21 protein-coding genes are annotated in these 23,216 nt (G+C 40.2%); 15 read left to right on the forward strand and 6 right to left on the reverse strand.

The annotated features are described in order from the left end of the window. The first annotated feature begins 2 nt into the window (after positions 1-2). The 4 genes from GBI66_RS12310 (at position 3) to GBI66_RS12325 (ending at position 4,032) form a co-directional block, all read left to right on the forward strand. Positions 3-1,016, forward strand: a complete 1,014-nt coding sequence (locus tag GBI66_RS12310; protein ID WP_151716294.1) for an NAD(P)H-quinone oxidoreductase — start codon at positions 3-5, stop codon at positions 1,014-1,016. A gap of 100 nt (positions 1,017-1,116) precedes the next feature. Beyond that, on the forward strand, positions 1,117-1,992 hold the full coding sequence (gene hchA, locus GBI66_RS12315) for a glyoxalase III HchA (RefSeq protein WP_151716295.1): 876 nt from the start codon (positions 1,117-1,119) through the stop codon (positions 1,990-1,992). 237 nt (positions 1,993-2,229) lie between these two features. After that, a complete protein-coding gene (locus tag GBI66_RS12320; protein WP_151716296.1) occupies positions 2,230-2,907 on the forward strand; it encodes a winged helix-turn-helix domain-containing protein in 678 nt (225 codons plus the stop codon). A 123-nt stretch (positions 2,908-3,030) separates the two neighbouring features. Then, complete coding sequence (locus GBI66_RS12325; protein WP_151716297.1) at positions 3,031-4,032, forward strand: 2-dehydropantoate 2-reductase; 1,002 nt, start codon at positions 3,031-3,033, stop codon at positions 4,030-4,032. A gap of 74 nt (positions 4,033-4,106) precedes the next feature. Here the strand turns inward: GBI66_RS12325 and GBI66_RS12330 are convergent, their stop codons facing one another. Further along, positions 4,107-4,979: a bile acid:sodium symporter family protein gene (locus GBI66_RS12330; protein WP_151716298.1), complete on the reverse strand. Its 873-nt coding sequence runs from the start codon at positions 4,977-4,979 to the stop codon at positions 4,107-4,109. A gap of 745 nt (positions 4,980-5,724) precedes the next feature. Here GBI66_RS12330 and GBI66_RS12335 point away from each other — a divergent pair. From GBI66_RS12335 to GBI66_RS12360, 6 genes are all read left to right on the forward strand, one after another. Then, on the forward strand, positions 5,725-6,786 hold the full coding sequence (locus GBI66_RS12335) for an HlyD family secretion protein (RefSeq protein ID WP_151716299.1): 1,062 nt from the start codon (positions 5,725-5,727) through the stop codon (positions 6,784-6,786). 24 nt (positions 6,787-6,810) lie between these two features. Next, positions 6,811-8,358: a DHA2 family efflux MFS transporter permease subunit gene (locus tag GBI66_RS12340; protein WP_151716300.1), complete on the forward strand. Its 1,548-nt coding sequence runs from the start codon at positions 6,811-6,813 to the stop codon at positions 8,356-8,358. Between the two features lie 151 nt (positions 8,359-8,509). Then, positions 8,510-9,331: a hypothetical protein gene (locus GBI66_RS12345; protein WP_151716301.1), complete on the forward strand. Its 822-nt coding sequence runs from the start codon at positions 8,510-8,512 to the stop codon at positions 9,329-9,331. Then, positions 9,328-10,914: a GH3 auxin-responsive promoter family protein gene (locus GBI66_RS12350; protein WP_151716302.1), complete on the forward strand. Its 1,587-nt coding sequence runs from the start codon at positions 9,328-9,330 to the stop codon at positions 10,912-10,914. The genes GBI66_RS12345 and GBI66_RS12350 overlap by 4 nt, the downstream gene beginning before the upstream one ends. Then, positions 10,911-12,245, forward strand: coding sequence for a TolC family protein (locus GBI66_RS12355; protein ID WP_151716303.1), 1,335 nt, complete (start codon positions 10,911-10,913; stop codon positions 12,243-12,245). Before GBI66_RS12350 ends, GBI66_RS12355 begins: the two co-directional genes overlap by 4 nt. Continuing rightward, entirely contained in the window at positions 12,245-13,411 is a 1,167-nt protein-coding gene (locus GBI66_RS12360; protein WP_151716304.1) for a hypothetical protein, read from the forward strand. The genes GBI66_RS12355 and GBI66_RS12360 overlap by 1 nt, the downstream gene beginning before the upstream one ends. A gap of 73 nt (positions 13,412-13,484) precedes the next feature. On the opposite strand, the gene GBI66_RS12365 is transcribed toward GBI66_RS12360, so the two are convergent. The 3 genes from GBI66_RS12365 to GBI66_RS12375 form a co-directional block, all read right to left on the reverse strand. Next, on the reverse strand, positions 13,485-13,955 hold the full coding sequence (locus tag GBI66_RS12365) for an SRPBCC family protein (protein WP_151716305.1): 471 nt from the start codon (positions 13,953-13,955) through the stop codon (positions 13,485-13,487). Next, a complete protein-coding gene (locus GBI66_RS12370) occupies positions 13,933-14,292 on the reverse strand; it encodes a metalloregulator ArsR/SmtB family transcription factor (protein ID WP_151716306.1) in 360 nt (119 codons plus the stop codon). The genes GBI66_RS12365 and GBI66_RS12370 overlap by 23 nt, the downstream gene beginning before the upstream one ends. An 86-nt stretch (positions 14,293-14,378) precedes the next feature. Beyond that, on the reverse strand, positions 14,379-15,278 hold the full coding sequence (locus GBI66_RS12375) for a DMT family transporter (RefSeq protein WP_151716307.1): 900 nt from the start codon (positions 15,276-15,278) through the stop codon (positions 14,379-14,381). Between the two features lie 89 nt (positions 15,279-15,367). Between GBI66_RS12375 and GBI66_RS12380 the strand changes: the two genes are divergently transcribed. The 5 genes from GBI66_RS12380 (at position 15,368) to GBI66_RS12400 (ending at position 20,027) form a co-directional block, all read left to right on the forward strand. Beyond that, a complete protein-coding gene (locus tag GBI66_RS12380; RefSeq protein ID WP_151716399.1) occupies positions 15,368-16,240 on the forward strand; it encodes a LysR family transcriptional regulator in 873 nt (290 codons plus the stop codon). Between the two features lie 247 nt (positions 16,241-16,487). Continuing rightward, on the forward strand, positions 16,488-18,692 hold the full coding sequence (locus GBI66_RS12385) for an OsmC domain/YcaO domain-containing protein (RefSeq protein ID WP_151716308.1): 2,205 nt from the start codon (positions 16,488-16,490) through the stop codon (positions 18,690-18,692). 280 nt (positions 18,693-18,972) lie between these two features. Continuing rightward, positions 18,973-19,284 (forward strand): DUF305 domain-containing protein, encoded by a 312-nt coding sequence (locus GBI66_RS12390; RefSeq protein ID WP_151716309.1) that lies wholly within the window; start codon positions 18,973-18,975, stop codon positions 19,282-19,284. Positions 19,285-19,391: 107 nt separating this feature from the next. After that, complete coding sequence (gene fdx, locus GBI66_RS12395; RefSeq protein ID WP_151716310.1) at positions 19,392-19,733, forward strand: ISC system 2Fe-2S type ferredoxin; 342 nt, start codon at positions 19,392-19,394, stop codon at positions 19,731-19,733. Positions 19,734-19,838: 105 nt separating this feature from the next. Then, positions 19,839-20,027: a heavy-metal-associated domain-containing protein gene (locus GBI66_RS12400; RefSeq protein ID WP_004653564.1), complete on the forward strand. Its 189-nt coding sequence runs from the start codon at positions 19,839-19,841 to the stop codon at positions 20,025-20,027. Positions 20,028-20,128: 101 nt separating this feature from the next. On the opposite strand, the gene cueR is transcribed toward GBI66_RS12400, so the two are convergent. Together cueR and GBI66_RS12410 are read right to left on the reverse strand one after the other, a co-directional pair. After that, on the reverse strand, positions 20,129-20,587 hold the full coding sequence (gene cueR, locus GBI66_RS12405; RefSeq protein ID WP_151716311.1) for a Cu(I)-responsive transcriptional regulator: 459 nt from the start codon (positions 20,585-20,587) through the stop codon (positions 20,129-20,131). Between the two features lie 11 nt (positions 20,588-20,598). Continuing rightward, on the reverse strand, positions 20,599-23,085 hold the full coding sequence (locus tag GBI66_RS12410) for a heavy metal translocating P-type ATPase (protein WP_151716312.1): 2,487 nt from the start codon (positions 23,083-23,085) through the stop codon (positions 20,599-20,601). Positions 23,086-23,216 lie beyond the last annotated feature (131 nt).

Here is a 23,216-nt window from a genome sequence, read left to right on the forward strand (position 1 = left end):
AGATGAATCAAAATAGCGTAGAACAAATGAAATATATCGAAATTACACAAGCTGGCGGTCCCGAAGTTTTACGAGTGGCTCAAGGGCCTCGACCAGAGATAAAAGAAGACGAAGTACTCATTGAAGTCTATGCAACAGGGATCAACAGACCTGACATTTTACAACGCCAAGGACTATATCCAATGCCCAAAGGGGTCACATTGGTTCCTGGACTTGAGGTATCGGGCGTAGTCGTACAAGTGGGTGCTCAGGTCAGCAAATTTAAAGTCGGTGATAAAGTCTGTGCACTGACCAATGGTGGTGGATACGCAGAATATTGTGCAGTTCCAGCCAATCAAACTTTAAAAATTCCAAAGAACTTGAGCTTTGTCGAAGCTGCGGCTATTCCTGAAACCTATTTTACTGTTTGGGCGAATTTGTTTCAGATAGGACAGTTAAATAAGAATGAAACTGTGTTGATTCATGGTGGGGCCAGTGGTATTGGTTCCACAGCAATCAGCTTATGCCATGCAATGGGCATCAAAAACTTCTCCACGGTTGGAAGTGATGACAAAGTTGAAAAATTATCCTCTGTGTCACAGGTGATCAATTACAAAACACAGGATTTTGAAAAAGAGGTTTTGGCTCAAACCGATGGCCAAGGTGTAGATGTGATCTTGGATATCATTGGTGCAGCCTACTTCAATCAAAATCTGAGATTATTAAAGCGTGATGGGCGATTGGTGATTATTGGCTTTATGGGTGGTCGAAAAGTCGATGGCTTTGATATACAGGAGTTGATGTTAAAACGTGCTGTAGTGACTGGCTCAACCATGCGTGCAAGAACCAATGCTGAAAAAGCTAAAATTGCCCAAGAGCTTGAGCAGTTTGTTTGGCCCTTGATTGAAGCAGATCAATGCAAGCCAATGATCTACAAAACTTTTGCATTTGATGAAGTGGCTCAGGCACATCAATGTCTGGAAAGCAGTCAACATACAGGCAAAGTGGTACTCGAAATTAAATCTGAATTTGCCTAATTGTGTTCAATCCATGCCTGTTCATACTCAAAACTTGAGTGGGACAGGTCACTCAAGCAGTATGTATATAAACATAACGACCTGATGAGGAATCTCAAAAATGACAACAAATCCTGATGATCGCAACCCAAGTCCAGACCATGCAGAAGACAATGCTTTTTTCCCATCGCCATATTCGCTCAGCCAATACACCTCGGCAAAAACAGATTACGATGGCACGACTTATCCAAACCCATATCAAGGCGACAAACGGATTTTAATGATTGCAACAGATGAACGTTATATCTTGATGCAAAACGAAAAATTCTTTTCTACAGGAAATCACCCAGTAGAAATGTTATTGCCAATGTTCCACTTGGATAATGCAGGTTTTGCCTTTGATGTGGCAACACTTTCGGGCAATCCAGTTAAGTTGGAAATGTGGGCGATGCCGAATGAAGAACAAGTGGTCTTAGATACTTATAAAAAATATGAAAAGCAACTCAAAGCACCACTGAAGTTGGCAGATATTTTGGAACAAGCCCTAAGTCCAGATTCACCTTATGCAGGTATCTTTATTCCAGGTGGGCATGGTGTACTGGCTAAAATTCCAGAAAGTGCAGAAGTAAAAGCTCTGCTAAAGTGGGCTGTTGAAAATGATAAATATGTGATTACGCTGTGTCATGGTCCTGCATCTTTACTCGCTGCGGCTGTTGATGAAAATCCACAAGATTATATTTTTAAAGATTATCAGATTTGTGTGTTCCCAGATGCTTTGGATAAAGGTCCGAATATTGAGATTGGTTACATGCCGGGTCAATTGCCATGGTTGGTTGGTGAAAATCTTGAGAAGCTGGGCGTCAAAATCTTGAACAAGGGAATTACAGGACAAGTACATCAAGATCGAAAATTATTAACAGGTGATAGTCCACTTGCATCTAATAATCTTGGGAAACTTGCTGCGACAACCTTATTGGCAGATCCAGAATTCAATTAAATAGTTGCTGAAAAAGTAAAAAGCCTAACTCAATTGTTGGGCTTTTTTATATAAAAGATTCTGATGAGCATGATTAAAATTTGTTTATCTTGCTGTCCAGTTTTCACCGTATTTTCCATGCTCAATCTTCTACAAAGTAACATTTAACTGACAGCTAAATTACATTTATGTCATTTGAAACTATTTCAGGTTTTAGGACGCTATTATCATCTTAAGCATAGCTTTAGCAGGTTTAAGATGAAGATATTACTAGTCGAAGATGATCAGAAAACAGGGAGTTATCTTAAGCAAACGTTATCAGAAGCGGGTTATATGATTGATTGGGTGACAGATGAAATTACTGCAAAACACCTGACACTCATCTTGGGCGAATATGATTTGGTGGTATTGGATGTGATGTTTTCTGGTTTAAATGACTGGAATATACTGAATGATGTTGGAAGAAATGGCAGAAAAATGCCGATTTTATTTTTGATTGCCCGTGATCAAATTGGAGAGCGTATTAAAGGATTTGGTCTTTCTTTTACTTTTGCAGAATTACTCGCACGGATTAGAAGCTTATTGGCCAGAGAGCCACGAAGTAGTGAAAGTAGCAAGATCAGTGTTGCAGATCTTGAATTGGATTTATGGAAACGTTGTGTCAGCCGTGCAGGGCAACGGATTAATCTCACGGCCCAAGAATACGCATTGATGGAGCTATTCATGAGTAGACGTGGGGAAATTTTGCCTAGAGCCCTCATTGCGTCTCAGATCTGTGATATGAGCTATGATCGTGATACAAAAGCAGTGGAAGTGGCAATTAGTCGTTTAAGAAATAAAATTGATCGTAACTTTTTACCCAAGCTTATTCATAATATTTATGGAATGGGTTATGTACTCGAAGAATGGAATCGGGTTCGTGCCAGAAAACATTAAGATTCAGTCACTAGAAATAATTAAATAAATTGTACTGATCAATTGTCAGCTATTTGACAACTCAGGATTAAGATTCTGATTAAAGTAATGCTGAGATGTAAAACAACTAGTCTGGGATGATGAATGAAAATATGTATTTATGGCGCAGGCAGTATTGGATGCCATCTAGGTGGGCGATTAGCAGTCGCTGGGTATGATGTCGATTTCATTGTTCGGCCTAAAATACAGCAACAACTTGAGCAATATGGGCTGACTGTTTCGGACTATCTCGGTGAAAAAAATAGTGTTCCAGCAAGTAAGCTACAACTTGGTACAGATCCAAACCTTGCTGCTCAGGCTGATATCATTTTTGTCTGTGTGAAATCAGCAGCGACAGAGCAAGTCGCTCATGAATTAAAAGATATTCTGAAGAAAAAAACCATCATCATCAGTTTTCAGAACGGCTTAACTAATGTCGGAATTCTAAAGCAGGTTTTATCTGAACATACAATTCTTGAAGGTATGGTTCCTTTTAATGTAGCTGCTTTAGGGAATGGCGTTTTTCATCAAGGTACGGAAGGGGCTTTGTATGTGAAAAAACATGAAGCCTTAGTCGAACTTGTGACCGCATTTAATGCGGCCCATCTTGAGCTTAAACTTGAAGAGGATATGCAAGCGATTCAATGGGCAAAGTTACTGCTAAATCTGAATAATTCAGTCAATGCTTTATCTCAGCTTCCACTCAAGCAACAACTTTCTATTCGAGCCTATCGTCAATGTTTGGCAATGGCTCAGTCTGAAGCCTTAGAACTTCTAAAACTTGCTAAAATTAAGCCTGCACAACTTACTGCGGTGCCTGCTCAGGTTCTGCCTAAAGTATTAAGTCTTCCAAATTTTATTTTTAATCTACTCAGCAAGAAAATGTTGGCGATTGATCCACTGGCTCGATCTTCAATGGCTGATGATCTTGCAGCGGGTCGAGCCACTGAAATTGACTGGATTAATGGTGAAATTGTTAACTTAGCCACACAGCTCAACTTACAGGCACCCATCAATAGTAAGTTAATCCAACTGGTTAAGCAGGCAGAAAATATATCTAAAGCTTGGTCTGCGAAAGAACTAAAAAAGGTGTTAGAAACTGCCTAATTCACGAACAAAATAAAAGCCTTAGCATATTGAGAACTATGCTAAGGCTGTTTTGATCACAAATGTAAAAGGCTTTAAATCTTGGCTGTTTCTTGTGGTCCAAATCGAGTAATCAAAATGCCAAAAATGGTTGCGAAGATATACATAAAGATTGAATAGACTGCAGCAGGCATTGCAATAGTGGTACTGGCCATGATGGTCAATGCAATGGTCATTGCCAGTGTACTGTTATGAATGCCGATTTCAAAAGCACAGGCTCTCGCTTGATAAGAGCTGATACCAAATAGTCGAGGTACAAAATAACCAATACATAGACTAATTGCACAGAATAGTGCTGTGGCTAGTCCAATTTGACCAATATATTCAATGAGATTACTTCGCTCTTTTATAATTGCGCCAAGGATGATAATGACAAGAAAAACCACTGCAAAGATGCGAACAGGACGATTCAGTTTTTCAGCTGTGTGAGGGGCATAATGACGGAGCAGCATCCCAATAGCTACAGGCACGAGAATGATTGCAAATACTTGAAGTACTTTAGAAAATTGCAATCCAAGCTGCTGACCTTCATTCATAAAATGTAGAATCGAGAAATTCACAATAAAAGGTAAGAAAATGGCTGCAATAATGGCATTGATTGCAGTTAAGCTAATATTCAGTGCGATATCGCCTTTGTATAAATAGCTAAAGAGATTTGCTGTAGAGCCGCCAGGAGATGCTGCAAGTAGCATTAAACCTACGGCAAGTAATGGAGGTAAAGCCAGTATCTTACAAATCAAGAATGCAATACCAACCAATAAAATCAGCTGACAAAACAGAGCAATTAAAACCGCTTTAGGGTGCTTACTCACCCGTGCAAAGTCTTTAAGGGTGAGTTCTAAACCCAAGCCCGCCATTACAATTGCCAAAGCGATGGGTAAAAAAAGTGTAATTAGTCCAGAATCCATAGTTCGTTATTCCTTTTTAGATCAATTCAATATTATTTCCCAATCATTTTTATAGGATTTTGTCCGATCAAATCACAACTTAGCAGCATCTAAGTTGATATCATTTTTAACCTTAAAACATATCTAAATAACAGTTTTAACATAAAATTTAAGATTTTTACTGTCTAGCTAATCAATTAACATATTTAGATTATTAATTCTAATGATTTCTTTAGCTAAAAAAAATTATTCATTTTTATTTCAAAGTGTGCGATTTATCACATTTTATTTAATTGGAGTTTAGAAAAATTAATAAGAGAAAAATCAAGTTTCTGCATTTTTACATTTTATAACTCTTTATTAGTTTTGTTACTTGGCTAATTGTTGTGTGTAAATTAACCAAACTGCAAAGTTTATTTGACTAAATAGTAAAAACAAAATTTAAATTTATGAAAATAATATTTATATAATTAACAATGGTGTATACTGCATCCTCACATATGAAAATGCGAATCATTTAGGTTTTCTTCAAACTTTCATGATTCTTAAACAATAACTTTATAATATGCGACCAATTGGCAGAAAAATAAAAATCAGATGTAAAAAAGGTCAATGACTCTTTGTTACTTTAAGAAAGATAATTTGCGCCGATTATTACATTGTAACTATTTATTTATATAAAAATAAGTGAATAGTTATGTGAAAAGATGACCATTTTAGTGTGGCTCAAAATAAAAACTGTATTATTACAAATAGCGGAATAAATATGGATAACGTAGCTCAGCTCGAAACTGATACTAATTTCCAAAGTCGAAAAAAAATAACTTGGGCTGTTTTTAGTGTGCTCATCTTATTTCTGATCTTAGGTATTGCATATTATTTTTTGGTCTATCGATTCTACCAATCTACTGATAATGCCTATGTGCAAGCTGATGTCACTTGGGTGATGCCAAAAATATCAGGAGAAGTTGTCGAGCTGATTATTAACGACAATCAGTTTGTGAAAAAGGGGGAAGCTTTAGCAATTTTAGATCACCGTGATTATCAAGCGCGTTATGATCAAGCAAAGTCTTTGGTGACGCTCAAACAAGCTGCACTTGCAGTACAGCAACAAAATGAAAAATCCGCAAAATCATCGATTAGTGAAGCCAATAGTGGGGTTGTTGCAGCGCAAGCGGATTTATCTCGCTTGAAAAAAGATTTCATCCGTTATCAGGATTTGCTCAAAGATGGGGTAATTACCCGACAGAATTTTGAAGGTATCCAATCTCAGTACTTAACTGCACAAGCACAGGTTTCTAAAGCACAGGCAACGGTGAATGCTGCTGAAGCTCAGTTGGGTAGCTTACAAGCCAGTCGTGCGCAGTTATTGGCTGATATCCAAAATGCCAATGCCACTTTAGATCTTTATCAAATCGATCTTTCATCTTCGAAAGTGGTCAGCCCTGTAACAGGCAAAGTCGGCAGTCTTGCAATCCAAAAAGGTTCGCGCGTTTCACCGCAAACACGATTGATGGCGATTATTCCTGAGAAAAGTTTGTATGTACAAGCAAACTTCAAAGAAACCCAAATTGAAAAAATGCATATTGGGCAGGAAGTTAAATTAAAAATTGATGCTTATCCAAGCCTGACCTATACAGGAAAAATTGAAAGCTTTTCTCCCGCATCAGGTGCAACTTTTTCACTGATGCCACCAGACAATGCGACGGGGAATTTTAACAAAGTAGTACAGCGTATTCCTGTACGGATTGCAATTGATTCGAGTCCACACATTGATCTTATAAAACCTGGAATGTCAGTCAGTGCGACTGTTGATCTAAGAACTTAATCAGAAAGTTTTAGGTATAAGAAAATGAATAAAGCAATTGAGCACGAGTGGAAGTTTGCGCCAAAAACAGCATGGCTGATTTTTGCTGCCATGATCTTTGGTAACTTCATGGCGATTCTGGATATTCAGATTGTTGCGAGTTCTTTGAACGAAGTACAAGCAGGCATGAGTGCCAGCCGTTATGAGGTGACATGGGTTCAAACGGTTTACTTAATTGCTGAAATTATTGCAATTCCAATGTCGAGTATTGTATCTCGGGTACTTTCGACACGTATCTATTATACCATTTGTGCCATTGGATTCACGATCAGTTCTTTACTGTGTGCTTTGGCTTGGAACTTGGAAAGTCTGTTGGTATTTCGCGCGTTTCAAGGCTTTATGGGTGGAGGTATGATTCCAACCTCAATGACAGCGTTATATCTGCTGTTTCCTGAAGCAAAACGTGCTTTGCCCTTGGTGATGTTCGGCATGATCAGTACCTTAGGTCCTGCCATTGGCCCAACCATTGGCGGATGGTTGACCAACAATTTTTCATGGCACTGGATGTTCCTGATCAACATAATCCCAGGTATTTTGATTGCGACGATTATTTACTCTGGCCCCAATATAGACCGCGCCAATTACTCACTCATCAAAACCATGGACTGGTTCAGCTTGATTGGTATGGCGATGTTCTTGGGTGGTTTGGAGTATTTCTTGGATGAAGGGGCACGTCATGACTGGTTAGCCGATACTGGTGTGCGTGTTGCATTCATCATCTGCCTGATTGGTGGAATGATTTTCTTCTCACGCAGTTTTACTCAGCCTAAACCGCTATTAGATCTCAGCGTATTTAAAAATAAAAACTTCGCTCTAAGTTGCATGATTACTTTTGTGATTGGTATGGCCCTGTATGGCTTGGGCTACATGATTCCAGTCTTTCTTGGGCAAGTCCGAGAAATGAACAGTAGTCAAATCGGTCATATCATGATGGTGACAGGCATTGTCATGTTCTGTTTTGCGCCATTTCTTGCTTGGCTTATTCCGAATTTTGATACCCGAAAAACCGTGTTTGTTGGTATGGTCTTGGCGGGTTTTGGTGTTTGGCTCAATTCACATCTCAGTATTCACAGCGATTATGACTTTATGTTCTGGCCGCAAATCTATCGTGGCATTGGCCTGATGATTTGTTTGATCGTGGTCTCGCATTTAGCGATGAGCACCTTACCACTGACTAAAGTTGCTGATGCTAGTGGTATTTATAACCTGATGCGCAACATTGGTGGTGCTGTGGGATTGGCGCTGATCAATTCCTCACTAGATTGGCTAACGGCATTACATGTCACCCAAATTAATCAATATATGACACCGCAGAATTGGATCTTTATTGAAAGGTTAGACCAACTGACCGCACAGTACCAAGAAGTCGGTGCCAATGCGCAGCAAATCGCCCTGAGTGTGATTTATCGCGATATTCACTACCAAGCACTTACATCAAGTTTTAATGATTTATTGCGTATGTTGGCCATCATTATGTTTGTGGCGGCTTTCTTAACCATCTTTATGGATAGGGGGAAGAAAATGGACATATAGAGATTTAATGCTAGAGGGTTTTCATATAACGAAAAAATAATCGGGGCATCTATAACAACATACCCCGTCATAAAAAGAACAGTGATACGCATTTTTATATTTCTTTATGAGATAGGGGAATTTGCATATCCAAATTTAGAGGTACAAGCTGATGATTAATACAACATATAAACTGATCTCAAGATTCAATAACAAAGAATCTACCTATGGCCAATATGTCGAGAAGGAACAAATCGATATTGACCGCTTAAAAGTGATGTACTCCATTTATGAGCAGTATTATGAGAACACCAAATTTTCCATCTTTGTAGATGATTTTAAAAAGAAAAGTGGTGCGATCTTAATTTTCAACTCAGAAACGGAAGAAATTGTTGGGTTCTCTACAGTGGTGGTTCAGCATTTTTATTTAAATGGTAAAGACTATACGGTGTTATTTAGTGGCGATACGGTAATTTTAAGAGCGTATTGGGGCACACGTACACTGCAAAGTACTATGCTTAAGCTGATGATTAAGTTACGGGTGAAATATCCGTTTAATGAGCTGTATTGGTTACTGATTTCAAAAGGTTATAAAACCTATTTACTGCTCGCGAACAACTATTATGTGTACTATCCAAATATCAAAGATGAAAATCAGCATTTGTCGACAGTGGTTGAACATTATTGCGAGAATTTCTTTGGTGAGTACTATGATAAAGAAGCAGGCTTATTAAACTTTGGAAATGATTATCAACCGTTAAAAGGTGAAGTCGCCCCAATTACCGAAGAAATGAGAGCAAAGAATCCAAATATCCATTTCTTTGAACAGATGAATCCAACATGGACGGTAGGTACAGAGCTACCGTGTATTGGTCGTTTAGGCTGGAAAGATATTGCACGTTTTCCAGTTAAATTGATGACCAAACCTGCCAGTAAAGGTCGATGCGAAGCATTGTTAAAGACACCTGCAAATCGTCAAGGAGTCTTACAATGAAGTATTCCGAATGGTTGACCTCAGGTTCACACCTGATTCTAAAACAATGGTGTGATATTTCTGATCGAGATTTTAAAAAGCATGCGAACAGCTTAGAGCTGACACAACGGCAAATTTTAAACTCAATTTTGCAAAGCTCGCATTTTGCTAAAAAGCACAATGTCAAAGATTATGCGCAATTTGTACAGGCTTTTCCTGCTTCGCGTTATAGTGCATGGCGTGAGAATATTCAGCGTTATCGAGACCAAGAATTACAACTCTCAAGCAGTAAGCTGGTACGTTTTCAGCCTACCAGTGGTTCGAGTGAACAAATCAAATTTATTCCTTATACCAAACTGTTTTTAGATGAACTAGATCACGCGATTGCGCCATGGATGGCGAGCCTCTATCGTAAATGTCCCCAACTTCGTTCAGGTACTCATTATTGGTCAGTTTCATGGTTGCCAGAAAGCCAACGTGAGATACTTAAAGATAAAAATCTCAATGACGACAGTGCATTACTGGGCATTGGTAAGCGTATTTTATCTAAATTTACTCAAGCTGTTCCCAGTAATGTTGCCTTTGCTGCCAATGCCGATGATGCTTTATTTGCCACCATTTGCTATCTGGTCGCTAACCGCAATCTGGCCATGATTTCAGTATGGAGTCCGACCTTTGCTTTGCAACTTTTAGATCGTTTAGAGTCTATGCAGCAAGAAGTGATTGAAGTTTTAGAAACAGGTCGATGGGGAGCGCGCCAAGCTTCATTAAAAGAAGTCAAAGCGCCATTGAGTCCAGAAAGTGCAAAGTGTCTGATGGACAGTTCAAATGGTGAACACATTGATTTTAAAAGGTTATGGCCAATATTGAGTTTAGTGTCGAGTTGGGATACCGCAGGATCTAAAGCTTGGGCGGAAAAACTAAAGCAACGCCTTCCATCTGTACAATTTGAAGGTAAAGGCTTATGGGCCACCGAAGGTGTAGTCACCATTCCATATAACGATCATTATCCACTGGCTTATCAAAGTCATTTCTATGAATTTGAATATTTAGAAGGCGAAAAAACGGGACAAATCATTCCATCTTGGGAGCTTAAGGTCGGAGATGTGGTCAGTCCAATTATCACTTCGGGGAATGGTTTATTACGTTACTGCTTAGATGATTGCTTGCTTGTGACCAGTTTTATCGAACAAATACCTTGTTTTGAGTTTCAAGGCCGCCGTTTTGGTGTGGATTTAGTGGGAGAGAAGCTTGCACCCGAAACAGCACAGCAATTGCTTTCACAACTGAATGAAACAGAGTCGAAGGCTATTTCATTGTTAGCGATTGATACAGAACAACAGGTCAAACCATTTTACTGCGTTCTTTTTGAGGGCGAGATTCACCATAGTATTGATGATAAATACATCGACAATATACTACGTCAAAACTTTCATTATGAGTTAGCTCGTAATCTCGGTCAGTTAGATCAGCCTCAGATTCGTCAAGCCAACAATGGTTGGAACGCCTACAAAAAGCTGGTCATGTTTGATGGCATCATCGAGGGCAATATTAAGCCTGAACCACTTAAGAAAGTTACCTTGAATAGTTTGGAACAACTATGAAGAAAGGGATGACGAAATTTAACCATCGATTCTTTAAGTCTTCCCAATACGCGTTCTGTATGGGATTGTTGTTGGCATCCAGTATGGTGGATGCCATGACTTTAGACGAAGCTTTGTCCGCCAGTTTAAGGCATGAAAGCCAATTGGAGGTGAGTCGTTTAAGTGTCAATCAATCGACGGCAATGCTGGAACAGGCAAAACAACGTGATGGCCTCAAAGTGAACTTGGTTGGGCAACTCGATTATGAAAGAGTCGAGACCCCGACCAATGTCATGTTTCCAACTGAAGGAAATCGAAAAGGTCGTAGTTTGCAATTACAAATGGATTACCCTATCTACACATCAGGGCGACATCGCTTGGGTATTGATGTTGCTAAAAATCAACTTTCTGCACATTCTCAAGGTCTATCAGATCAACGTTCTGAAACGATTTTGAATACAGTCATGGTCTATACCGATGTATTGAAAAAGAAAGCGATTTTAGAACTGAGAAAGAAAACCATGTCGAATTTACAACGTTCGTTGTATGAGTCACAACGACGTTTTGATGTGGGGATGATTACCCGTGCAGACTTGGCACAAGTGCTGGCTCAAGTCGCTCAGGGACAAGCCGATATTACGCAGGCCCAATCCAATCTCACGGTGAGTGAAGCTCAATTTTATCAAATTACAGGTCTGAACGCGGATAATTTAACCGCGGTTAAGCGTCTACCAGAGGTTTCCAATAATCTGGATGAGATCTTGGCTAAAACCAAGAATCATCCTGCCTTACTACGGGCCAAATATGAGAAACAGGCTTCTGAAAAGCAATATGCTTTAACCAAACGAGAGCTGTGGCCGACGGTTATGCTTACCAGTCGTGCTGGCGCACAGCATGAGGCCAGTTATATTGGTTCAGAAAGTAATAACTACATGGTCGGAGTGCAACTTAATGTGCCACTCTATGACGATGGTTTGAATCGCGCCAATATTCGTAAAGCACAAGCGGATGTTGATTTGGCTAATCAAAAGATTCGTAGCCTTGAACTGGATTTGAATCAACGTGCACGTACCACCTATGCACAATTACAGACAATCCGTCAGAACAAAGATGCACTGCAAAATGCCATTGATGCTGCTTCAATTGCTTTTGTTTATACCCGTAAAGAGTTTGAGCTGGGGACCAAAACCACTTTTGATTTATTGAATACTGAACAAAAGTTATTGGATGTTCAAACTCAGAAAACGGTCAACGAGCAGGATGAAATTGTTTTTGTTTATCAGCTCTTAGACCAAATGGGACACCTCAATGATTTGGTGTCTACACAAAATACTGAACAGGTGAATAATTAATGAAAACAAATCCACCAAATACTCAAAATAATCCGTTGATTACCCGTGAAGCAACCTTGGCTGATGATCAAGCTTTACGTCAACTGATTGCGGTGCCGATGACCACCAAAGGGGTGCAGATCAGTTTCCAGCGTGAACCAAGTTATTTTAAGGCTTCAGATATTCTGTATCGACATAAGCTGCATGTGGTGATTGAAGATACTGAAAGTCAGAAAAATGTTGCCTGTTATAGCAATGGTCATCGTCCATGCTATGTCGATAAAGCGGTACAAAATGTGCGCTATGCCAGTGATTTGCGTGTTGATCCAAACTATCGTGGTAAATCATTGGTCAAGGCTTTGGGTGTACATGTAAAACAAACCATGCACCAACCTGATTTTAGCCAGATGATTATTTTTAATGATAATTATGCGGCACGAGCAGCAATACAAACTGGAAAAACAGGAATCCCTGATTATTATGATGAAGGATTGATTGAGACTTTAACCTTGACTCATCTTGGAGCCAAAAGAAAAATTAAAACCTTTATAGATCGTAAAACCAAGACTGAAACAGAGGTCAGCGAGATTAAATCTTGTGTGGCGCGTCCTGAACATATTGCGGCAATGAACCGGTTTATTGGTGAAATGTCGCAGCATTATAATTTTATCCCCGCTTATAATTTCGAAGAATTACACGCAGGGCATCACTATTTTACCGGCTTGAAGCTTTCAGACTTTCAGCTTTATTTTCAAGATGGGAAACTCGTTGGGATGTTTGGATTATGGGATCAACACAGTCTTAAGCAAACCAAAATCTTGCATTACAGTTCAGCCATTGGCGTACTGCGTCCGATCTATAATTTACTGACCAAAGTCACTAAAGCTATGCCATTACCTAAACTCGGTGATTCCTTAAAATATCATGTGTTACACAGCTTATTGTGCCATCCGCAGCAGTTAGCACTGCATCATTTAATGCTTGAAGATGCGCAGAAACTCTCTAAGCAACGAGGTGTAGGAATCGTTAGTTTTACCTTATCGCATCAAGATCCACGTTTTCAGCTGAATCAGTTTTATAAAGGCGAACGATTAACAGGCATGCATGGCTTTATTAGTTTTCTGGGTGATCCACGTCCAAACTTTGATAAGAACTTGATCCCGTATTTAGAAGTTGGGCGAATTTGATTGGAGCAATAAAAAAACTCCTCAAAGCGCGTAAATGATTGGGCTTTGAGGCGTTTTTTTATATGTAAATAGATTAGGCTTTTAGTCCTTTAGCATATTCAACCAGTTGATCAATCACCGTTCCCCAACCTTCAAAGAAGCCCATATCTTCGTGTTGTTGGCGAGTTTCAGCAGTACGGTGTCTAGCAATTGCGGTATATTGGGTTGCGCCATTGTCTGCATCTTCTAGCAACAGAATCGCAGTCATAAATGGATTCTCAGCAGGTTTCCAGTCCTCAGTATACGTATCAGTAAAGACCAGTTTTTTGCCATCAATTACTTCTAGATAAACACCTTCATTCTTGATTTCATTGCCATCCACATCAAAGATAGTGTTGAATTTTCCACCCACTCTTAAATCAATTTCACAGGCTTTAATTGAGTGAGGGCGAGGAATAAAAAAGTGTTGAATATGTTCGGGGGTGGTCCAGCATTCCCAAACCAGTTCACGCGGCACATCAATCACTCTTTCTAGTTTTAAATCAGTTTTTGGATCCAGCTTCATTTTCTCTTTTCCTTTTTAATTCGAGTGCATAACGATCAAATTGATTAAGTCGTTGTTCCCAGATCGCCCGTTGCTCACTTAACCAATTTTGCATGGGGGTGAATGCATCGGGTGTCAGAGCACAAGTTCTGATTCGTCCATTTTTTTCTGAATGAATAAGTCCTGCTTCTTCTAATTTATTTAAATGTTTTAGAAAAGATGGCAGGGCCATGTCATGTTGTTCAGCCAGTTCAGTAATCGATGCCGTCCCAAAAGACAGTCGCGTTAAGATATCTCTGCGCGTTGGATCACTGAGAGCACTGAATAACAAATCGAGTTTAGAATCATACTTAGCCATAAAGCTAAGTATTGCACAAAAAATATTCATCTTGCAATAAAAAACTTAGCTTTTTAGCTAAGTTTTTTATTGCTGTTTTTATAGCTCTATTTTCCCTGTTTATTGGTTAAAATAACTCCAATAAAGCTTAGGCTGCCACCCACCAGCATTGACCCGGTGATGGGTTCATTCAGAATAAGAAATGCCAGTAAGACTGCAAATACAGGCACTAAATTATTAAATACGATGGTTCGAGATGCACCAATGCTGTGAATCGCCTGAGCATACCAGACAAAAGTCAGTACAGTACCAAAGGCACCTAGAAATACAATTGATAACCCGCTACGAAGAGAAATATGAGGCAGAGAAAACTGCATAAATTCAGGCATAAGACTGATGAATAGAAATAATGTTCCCCAAAGCACCGAATACGTGGTCATGGTTAAAGCGGGTGCACGGGTCTGCTTAAAGCAGATTGTGTAAATGACCCAACTGAAGACCGCGCCACACATCATCATTTCACCTGTGCCAAAAGATTGAGTGAATGCAGCAAAAAATTCGCCTTTGCTTACCACGATCAATGTGCCGATTAAAGCGAGACAGACACCTAAATAATTGATTCGACCCAGCCTTTCCTGAAAGAATATCCGCATCGCCAAGATGGTCATAATAGGGGATAAGCTCACAAACAGTGCAGTTCTGCCTGCTTCAATTCTGGATAGAGCAGCAAAGAAAAATAAATTATAAGCAAGCACACCCGTCAATCCCATCAAGATGGCATAGACATGTTGTTGTACAGAAAGATTTGGAAAACCTCCTCTGCTTTTCAACAAGATCAAGACCAGTAAGATTGCTGCAAAGCCAAAGCGTAATAATGCAGATAAGTTTGGAGAGAGTTCCGCAGCAACAATACGTCCTGCGATGAAGGTACCACCCCACATCATGGCAACACAGATCAGCTTAAAATAAACAGTGGAGCTCGAAAGAGAAATGGCTAAATGACGCATGAAAGTCTTAATCAATATAGAATTAAATCAAATCCTAAAACTAATTTATTTTTATAGTAAAATGAGCTTTTACTCATGAATGCATCATGATGACGCTGACCCAACTCGAAATATTTTCAAAACTCGCGGAACTAAAGAATTTTACGCATACTGCACAACTACTGAATATTTCACAGTCAGCAATTTCGCATGCACTTAAAGCGTTGGAAAAGAAGTGGGAAACCCAACTGTTTTATCGAAATAACAATGAAGTAGAACTGACTGCTGCAGGGCAACGCTTACTGCCTTATGTAAATGAAATCTTGAATGTTTCTAACATTATTCATCAAGAAGTAATGGACCTAAAAGGTCTAAAAGCGGGAACGTTAAGGATTGGGTCTTTTGGTGCATCGTCTTCCAATGTGCTGATTCCATTGATTTTAAAACAGTTTGCACAGCAATATCCTGATGTTGAGGTGTTGATGATGGAAGGTACGGATAAAGAAGTCTTGCAGTGGATAGATGAACGCAAAGTTGATCTTGGGTTTGTGGTGTTGCCTGAAACCCACTTTGATAACTTTGCTTTGTTGGAGGATATCTTTGTTGCTTTATTGCCTAAGGATTTAGAGATTGCACAAAAGCCAGCAGTGCAATTGCAAGAGCTGATTGATCATCCTTTTATCCTGACCAGTGCGGGCAGTCAAAACCATGTCATGGAACTTTTTAAGGCTGCGCAACTCACGCCTCAGATTAAGTATAACTTGTCGCAAATCCTGTCGATTTTAAATATGGTCAATCACGGTGCTGGGGTTTCGATCGTGGCGGATTTAGCCCTAGACAAAAATATTCTTCAGCTATATCCCAATGTGGTAAAACGGCCATTATCTCCCAATACCAAACGTTCAATAGGACTCGCGGTCAAAAACAAGCAACAGATGACACCGATTGCAAAAGCCTTTGTTGAGATTGCCATGCAGCTTTAAGTTTGGGTCAATATGGAAAAACCTGCTTAATTGTTCATAAAAAGGCTAGAAAAACAGACAAAAGTTATCAATTACACAAAATACTTCTATAATAGCGCCCATCAATACTAAGGTCAGTGTTTAGATAGAGTCATAAGACGACCTTAGCCACAGTTTTTTAAGTCCATTTGTGATCCACGATTCGGCTTATAGATTAATATTTTCAATCTTATGTACTTGCAAAACATAAGAATATTTAGGTGCTCGCATGGAAATCAAGGTTAATTATCTCGACAATCTTCGCCAAGAAGCGAAGTTTGATGACTTTACGGTAATCGCCGATCAGCCGATTCGTTATAAAGGCGATGGTTCTGCGCCAGGTCCATTTGATTATTTCCTTGCTTCATCTGCGTTATGTGCAGCTTACTTTGTCAAAGTGTATTGTGCTGCGCGTGATATTCCAACGGACAACATTCGTTTATCGCAGAACAATATTGTTGATCCTGAAAATCGTTATAAACAAATTTTTAAAATTCAGGTTGAATTACCAGCTGATATTTCTGAAAAAGACCGTCAAGGTATCTTGCGTTCAATCGATCGCTGTACGGTTAAGAAAGTGATTCAAACCGGACCAGAATTTATCATTGAAGAGGTTGAAAGCATTGATGCAGATGCACAAGCCTTATTGATGCCAAGCCTTGCCTCTGAAAGCAGCACCTATATTGCGGGTAAAGACCTGCCATTAGAAGAGACTATTGCCAATATGTCAGGGATTTTGGCAGGTCTAGGCATGAAGATTGAAATCGCATCTTGGCGCAATATCGTACCAAATGTCTGGTCCTTGCATATCCGAGATGCACAATCACCAATGTGCTTTACCAATGGTAAAGGCTCAACCAAAGAAAGTGCTTTGGCATCGGCTTTAGGTGAGTTTATTGAGCGTTTGAACTGTAACTTCTTCTATAACGACCAATTCTGGGGTGAGGACATTGCCAATGCAGAATTTGTGCATTATCCAGATGAGAAGTGGTTTAAACCGGGTCCAAATGGCGAATTACCAAAAGAAATTTTGGATGAATATTGTCTCGAAATCTATAACCCAGATGATGAGTTACTCGGTACACATTTATATGATACCAACTCAGGGAATACAGCACGTGGTATTTGTTCATTGCCATTTGTACGCCAATCTGATGATGAAATTGTCTATTTCCCATCGAATCTAATTGAGAACTTATATCTCAGTAATGGTATGAGTGCGGGCAATACCTTGGCAGAAGCTCAGGTTCAATGCTTATCTGAAATTTTTGAACGTGCGGTTAAACGTGAAATTCTGGAAGGTGAAATTGCATTGCCAGACGTACCGCAAGAAGTACTGGCGAAATATCCAAGTATTGTGGCAGGGATCCAAGGCTTGGAAGAGCAAGGCTTCCCAGTTCTCGTCAAAGATGCATCGTTAGGTGGTCAATTCCCGGTGATGTGTGTGACTTTAATGAATCCACGTACAGGAGGTGTATTTGCATCCTTTGGTGCACATCCAAGCTTTGAAGTGGCATTAGAGCGTAGTTTGACTGAATTGTTGCAAGGCCGTAGTTTTGAAGGTTTAAACGATTTACTACAACCGACCTTCCAGAGCAATGCAGTGACAGAACCAAACAACTTCGTTGAACATTTCATCGACTCAAGTGGTTTGGTCTCTTGGCGTTTCTTTAGTGCCAAATCGGATTATGATTTTGTGGAATGGGATTTCACCAATGAAGGTGAAAACTCCAATGCTGAAGAAGCAGAAGAATTGTTTGGCATCCTTGAAGAAATGGGCAAAGAAGTCTACATGGCGGTATATGAGCACTTAGGTGCAACCGCATGCCGTATCTTGGTGCCTGATTATTCTGAAATTTATCTTGTTGAAGACCTGATTTGGGACAATACCAACAGAGCGATTTTATTCCGTGAAGATATCCTTAATCTACATCGTTTAGATAACGCGCAACTGGAAGCTTTGGTTGAGCGTTTAGAAGAATGCGAACTGGATGATTACACCGAAATCACCACCTTGATCGGGATTGAATTCGATGACAATACGGTATGGGGACAATTAACCCTGCTTGAACTCAAGCTGTTGATCTATCTTGCTTTAGAGCAGTTTGAAGAAGCGAAAGAGTTGGTTGAGACTTTCTTGCAATACAATACCAACACGGTAGAACGTGGTTTGTTCTATCAATGCATGAATGTGGTGTTGGAAGTCTTACTCGATGATGAAATGGAGCTTGACGACTACGAAACCAATTTCCGCCGTATGTTTGGCAATGAGCGTATGGATGCTGTGGTTGGTTCTGTTGAAGGTACGGTCCGTTTCTATGGTCTTACACCAACCAGTATGAAACTGGAAGGGCTTGATCGTCATTTACGTTTAATTGACAGCTATAAGAAATTGCATAAAGCACGTGCTAAGGCAGTTGGCTTAAATGGCTAAAACTCAATAAATATTGTTTTAAAAAGTGCATGTTGATCATGCACTTTTTTTATTTAGAACCTATAAAATTTTGTTTTTTGGGTCACTCAAAATTTTAATAAATTGATTGCTTGACCTTGCAATTATTGGAAGGACTACAGTGTCTTTCATAAAGGTAACTGTGCCACATGAGATAGAAACCCTCATCTATTGATGGTGTCACTTCCTTTATTTTCATCAATATAGCATGTCAATCACATCTGAAATGAATGTGATGCTGCTGAATAGAAAGGAAACAATAATGAGTGAACAACAATCGGCAATAATGCCTAACCCAAATGATGCAAGTGATATTTATAGTCTCTCTACACGTGCTTATATGGAACTAACCAACCGTATGCATGTTGATATGCAAATCAATTACACAGGTAATGCGGACATCGACTTTATGCGTGGAATGATTCCACATCATCAAGTGGTCATAGATATGGCCAAGGTTGCCTTGAAATATTGTTATGATTCAGAAGTTCGGATGTTGGCAAAAAATATTATTTTAGCTCAAGATATTGAAATTAAAGTGATCAATGCTTGGTTACAACGGCATCTATTATAAAGCCTTCGATCTTATTCTTGATTTGATAGTTTCATCCATAAAAGGCTGAATCAAAACAGCCTTTTATGGATTACAGCTTTTCGTAATTAGATAGAAAGGTAGCGATTATGCCGAAGATAACCGTGCTTCCACATGAAAAAGTCTGTCCAGAAGGCATTATTCTAGACATTAAAACGGGTGCAAACCTGTGTCGAACTTTACTCGATCATGGCATTGAAATTGAACATGCATGTGATCTTTCAGGAGCCTGTACCACCTGTCATGTCATTATTCGAAAAGGCTTTGAAAGTTTGCAGGAAATGGATGATGTTGAAGCAGACTTGCTTGATCGTGCTTGGGGGTTAAGTCCAGAGTCTCGACTGTCTTGTCAGGTGAACATTCAGGATCAGTCTTTGGAAATAGAAATCCCCAAATATACGATCAATTATGTTTCCGAAAAGAAGGAATGATTAGATGAAATATTGTTTATTTTAATGTGTAAAAGGCTTGACCTTACCATTATGGCAACCTTTATAGTGTGTTTATCTTCTTAAATAACTGAATGGAGTTTTACGATGGAATTTCATGTCGAAAATATGACCTGTGGTGGTTGTGCACGTGGCGTAACCCGTGCGATTCAAGCCGTAGATGCCAATGCAAAAGTGATTACTGATCCACCTAACCGCAGTGTTAAAGTTGAAACTACTGCATCACAACAACAAGTGGTCGAGGCTTTATCAGAAGCAGGTTTTCCACCACGTTAATTCTGTGGGTAAATCAAAAGCGGCTAAAACAGCCGCTTTTTTTGTGAGATAAAATCTTCTAAAAAATAAAAGGCAATCATAAGATCACCTTTTATACTGTTCTACTTGCGCCCAGTGAGTGGGGACAGTGAGAGCAGATCATTATGATGATGGATGTCCTTCATTTCATGACTGGGTTCTTTTAATCCTTCCAGAATCGGACAGTCGGGACGATTATCACCCGCACAGCAATCAACCAAGTTCTGTAAGGTTTGTGCCATTTGCTGTAGGTCTTGGATACGCTCTTCCAATTTATGGATATGTGCCTGAGCCAATTGTTTTACATCGGCAGAGTGCCGATTGCGATTATTCCATAAATCCAGTAAATCGGTGATTTCCGTGACTGAGAAACCCAGTTCACGACTGCGTTTGATAAATTTCAAACGTTCCACGTCATTGTCTGAATAAGAACGATAGCCTGCATTGCTGCGTCCTGCCGCAGGAATCAAACCAATTTGCTCGTAATAACGAATCATTTTGGTGGTTACACCTGAAGCTTGAGAAACTTTACCAATATTCATAAGGTTCTCCATTAGCCTTTATGCACAGATGGTGGTTGGAAACGACGTAAACGTAGCGCATTACCCAGCACAAACACACTTGAAAGTGCCATCGCACCCGCGGCAAAAATCGGTGACATCAAGATGCCATAAGCAGGGTATAACACACCCGCAGCCACTGGAATCAATAGAGTATTATAGGCAAAGGCCCAGAACAGGTTTTGATGAATATTGCCAATGGTTGCCTTAGACAAGGCAATCGCATTGGCCACACCTTGCAAGTTCCCAGACATCAATACGACATCCGCAGACTCGATCGCTACGTCTGTACCAGTGCCAATTGCAAGGCCAACATCTGCTTGAGCCAATGCAGGTGCATCATTGATTCCATCCCCCACAAAGGCAATATTGCCATATTTTGCTTTCAGTTCCTGCACGGCATTAACTTTACCTTCAGGTAGCACTTCGGCAATCACTTCATCAATCCCAAGTTGTTTAGCAATGGCATGTGCGGTACGAGCATTGTCACCGGTAATCATTGCCACTTTTAAGCCCAGTTGATGTAAGGCCTGAATGGCAGCAGGCGTGGTGTCTTTAATAGGATCGGCAACCGCTATAATCCCTGCCAAAGCACCATCAATTGCCACATAAAGTGGAGATTTCCCTTCATCCCCTAAACGCTGTGCCGTATGGGAAAATAGAGTGATATCCAGACCAAGTTGAATCATGTAGCGGTTTGCACCGATATAGATGTTCTGGCTTTCATTCACAGTGGCATTAACACCCATCCCTGTGATTGAATCAAATCGATCAACTTTAGGCAGAGTCAGACCTTGATTTTTTGCAGCATCAACAATCGCTTTGGCAATTGGATGTTCAGAAAGCGACTCTACTGCAGCAACGAGGCTGAGCACATCATTACGCTCAAAAGCTGATGTCACCTCAAAATCAGTCAGTACGGGATGACCTTCGGTCAATGTTCCTGTTTTATCAACGGCAACTACTTGTGCATCTTTTAACAGTTGTAGCGCTTCACCTTTGCGGAACAAGACGCCAAGTTCCGCACCACGCCCAGTACCAACCATAATCGAGGTTGGGGTTGCCAAGCCCATGGCACAAGGACAGGCAATAATCAGTACCGCAACTGCATTGACCAATGCAAAAGTTAAAGCTGGTGATGGGCCGAAAACTAGCCATACGAGGAAGGTGAGCAAAGCGGCAAGCATGACCGCAGGCACAAACCATAGAGTCACTTTATCAACCACCGCTTGAATCGGCATTTTAGAGCCTTGTGCCTGCTCGACCAGACGGATGATCTGCGCCAGCATAGTGTCACCACCAACAGCGACGGCTTTAAAACTTAAAGTACCATTTTGGTTAATGGTTCCACCCACCACTTGGCTGCCGATGTTTTTCTCAACAGGAATCGGTTCACCTGTGATCATCGATTCATCGACAAAGCTTTGTCCTTCAATGACTTCACCATCGACAGGGATTCTTTCACCTGGTTTTACAATCACGAAATCGTCTGCAAGGACTTGCTCGATTGGAATATCGATTATCTGATTATCTCGAGAAACATGGGCAACTTTTGCCTGTAAGCTGACTAAGCGTTGAATGGCTTCAGAGGTACGTCCTTTGGCTTTCGCCTCAAGAAAACGACCCAGTAGAATCAAGGCCACAATCACAGCAGCAGCTTCGTAATAAACGTTCACTGTGCCGGCAGGCAGTAGCTTTGGTGTAAAGGTTGCAACTAGTGAAAATAGATAAGCCGCCAGTGTACCGACTGCAACCAAAGAGTTCATATCGGGTGCTAAACGGACTAAAGCGGGTAGACCTTTGAGATAAAAACGACGACCCGGGATAATCAACACTAGGGTGGTTAAAACGAATTGGAGGTACCAACTATTTTGCATACCAATGCTTTGTTCAATCAGATGATGAACACCCGGAATCAAGTGTGAGCCCATTTCCAAGATAAACACAGGTAAGGCTAGAATGGTTGCAATAATCAGGTCACGTTTGAGTTCATTTCTTTCTTGATCTTTTTTCTCAAGTTGTTCACTTTGATCCGGAATGGATGCCTGAATTTCTTTGGCATCGTAACCTGCTTTATCAATCGCTGCGATTAAGCTTTCGACCTTAGCCGTACCCGTTACCGTGGCACGTTCAGTTGCTAAATTGACGTTGGCAGTTTTTACGCCAGTAACCGCATTCAATGCTTTTTCAACACGACTAACACATGAAGCGCAGGTCATGCCTTCAATCGACAATTCGACCTTGCTGGCAGGGACGTCATAGCCTGTTTGTTCTATGGCTTGAATTAGCACTTGTTGGTCTATGGGCTTAGCAAGCGTGATATCTGCACGTTCTGTGGCTAGATTCACTGATGCAGACTGAACGCCGTCAACTTTTTTGAGTGCTGCTTCAACGCGTCCAACACAACTGGCGCAAGTCATGCCCTCGACTTGAAGGCTGACATTCATATTATTAGACGATGTTTTTGTTTGCGTTTCCATAAGTTATACCTATAGAGATAATCCGATTGCTTTCAGCATAGACCTTAACATTATGGGAAGGTCAAGCGGATTTATCAAATTTTAGGATTGTATGCAAACGGAGTTGGGGCAGGCTCATGGATTGTCCTTTA

Source organism: Acinetobacter sp. TUM15071 (genome assembly GCF_008980925.1).
Classification (GTDB): domain Bacteria; phylum Pseudomonadota; class Gammaproteobacteria; order Pseudomonadales; family Moraxellaceae; genus Acinetobacter; species Acinetobacter dispersus.

Bases quoted from the DNA above. Each gene is read 5' to 3' on its own strand.
- GBI66_RS12310 (WP_151716294.1), top strand. From the start codon at position 3: ATGAATCAAAATAGCGTAGAACAAATGAAATATATCGAAATTACACAA.
- hchA (WP_151716295.1), top strand. From the start codon at position 1,117: ATGACAACAAATCCTGATGATCGCAACCCAAGTCCAGACCATGCAGAA.
- GBI66_RS12320 (WP_151716296.1), top strand. From the start codon at position 2,230: ATGAAGATATTACTAGTCGAAGATGATCAGAAAACAGGGAGTTATCTT.
- GBI66_RS12325 (WP_151716297.1), top strand. From the start codon at position 3,031: ATGAAAATATGTATTTATGGCGCAGGCAGTATTGGATGCCATCTAGGT.
- GBI66_RS12330 (WP_151716298.1), bottom strand. From the start codon at position 4,979: ATGGATTCTGGACTAATTACACTTTTTTTACCCATCGCTTTGGCAATT.
- GBI66_RS12335 (WP_151716299.1), top strand. From the start codon at position 5,725: ATGGATAACGTAGCTCAGCTCGAAACTGATACTAATTTCCAAAGTCGA.
- GBI66_RS12340 (WP_151716300.1), top strand. From the start codon at position 6,811: ATGAATAAAGCAATTGAGCACGAGTGGAAGTTTGCGCCAAAAACAGCA.
- GBI66_RS12345 (WP_151716301.1), top strand. From the start codon at position 8,510: ATGATTAATACAACATATAAACTGATCTCAAGATTCAATAACAAAGAA.
- GBI66_RS12350 (WP_151716302.1), top strand. From the start codon at position 9,328: ATGAAGTATTCCGAATGGTTGACCTCAGGTTCACACCTGATTCTAAAA.
- GBI66_RS12355 (WP_151716303.1), top strand. From the start codon at position 10,911: ATGAAGAAAGGGATGACGAAATTTAACCATCGATTCTTTAAGTCTTCC.
- GBI66_RS12360 (WP_151716304.1), top strand. From the start codon at position 12,245: ATGAAAACAAATCCACCAAATACTCAAAATAATCCGTTGATTACCCGT.
- GBI66_RS12365 (WP_151716305.1), bottom strand. From the start codon at position 13,955: ATGAAGCTGGATCCAAAAACTGATTTAAAACTAGAAAGAGTGATTGAT.
- GBI66_RS12370 (WP_151716306.1), bottom strand. From the start codon at position 14,292: ATGGCTAAGTATGATTCTAAACTCGATTTGTTATTCAGTGCTCTCAGT.
- GBI66_RS12375 (WP_151716307.1), bottom strand. From the start codon at position 15,278: ATGCGTCATTTAGCCATTTCTCTTTCGAGCTCCACTGTTTATTTTAAG.
- GBI66_RS12380 (WP_151716399.1), top strand. From the start codon at position 15,368: ATGACGCTGACCCAACTCGAAATATTTTCAAAACTCGCGGAACTAAAG.
- GBI66_RS12385 (WP_151716308.1), top strand. From the start codon at position 16,488: ATGGAAATCAAGGTTAATTATCTCGACAATCTTCGCCAAGAAGCGAAG.
- GBI66_RS12390 (WP_151716309.1), top strand. From the start codon at position 18,973: ATGAGTGAACAACAATCGGCAATAATGCCTAACCCAAATGATGCAAGT.
- fdx (WP_151716310.1), top strand. From the start codon at position 19,392: ATGCCGAAGATAACCGTGCTTCCACATGAAAAAGTCTGTCCAGAAGGC.
- GBI66_RS12400 (WP_004653564.1), top strand. From the start codon at position 19,839: ATGGAATTTCATGTCGAAAATATGACCTGTGGTGGTTGTGCACGTGGC.
- cueR (WP_151716311.1), bottom strand. From the start codon at position 20,587: ATGAATATTGGTAAAGTTTCTCAAGCTTCAGGTGTAACCACCAAAATG.
- GBI66_RS12410 (WP_151716312.1), bottom strand. From the start codon at position 23,085: ATGGAAACGCAAACAAAAACATCGTCTAATAATATGAATGTCAGCCTT.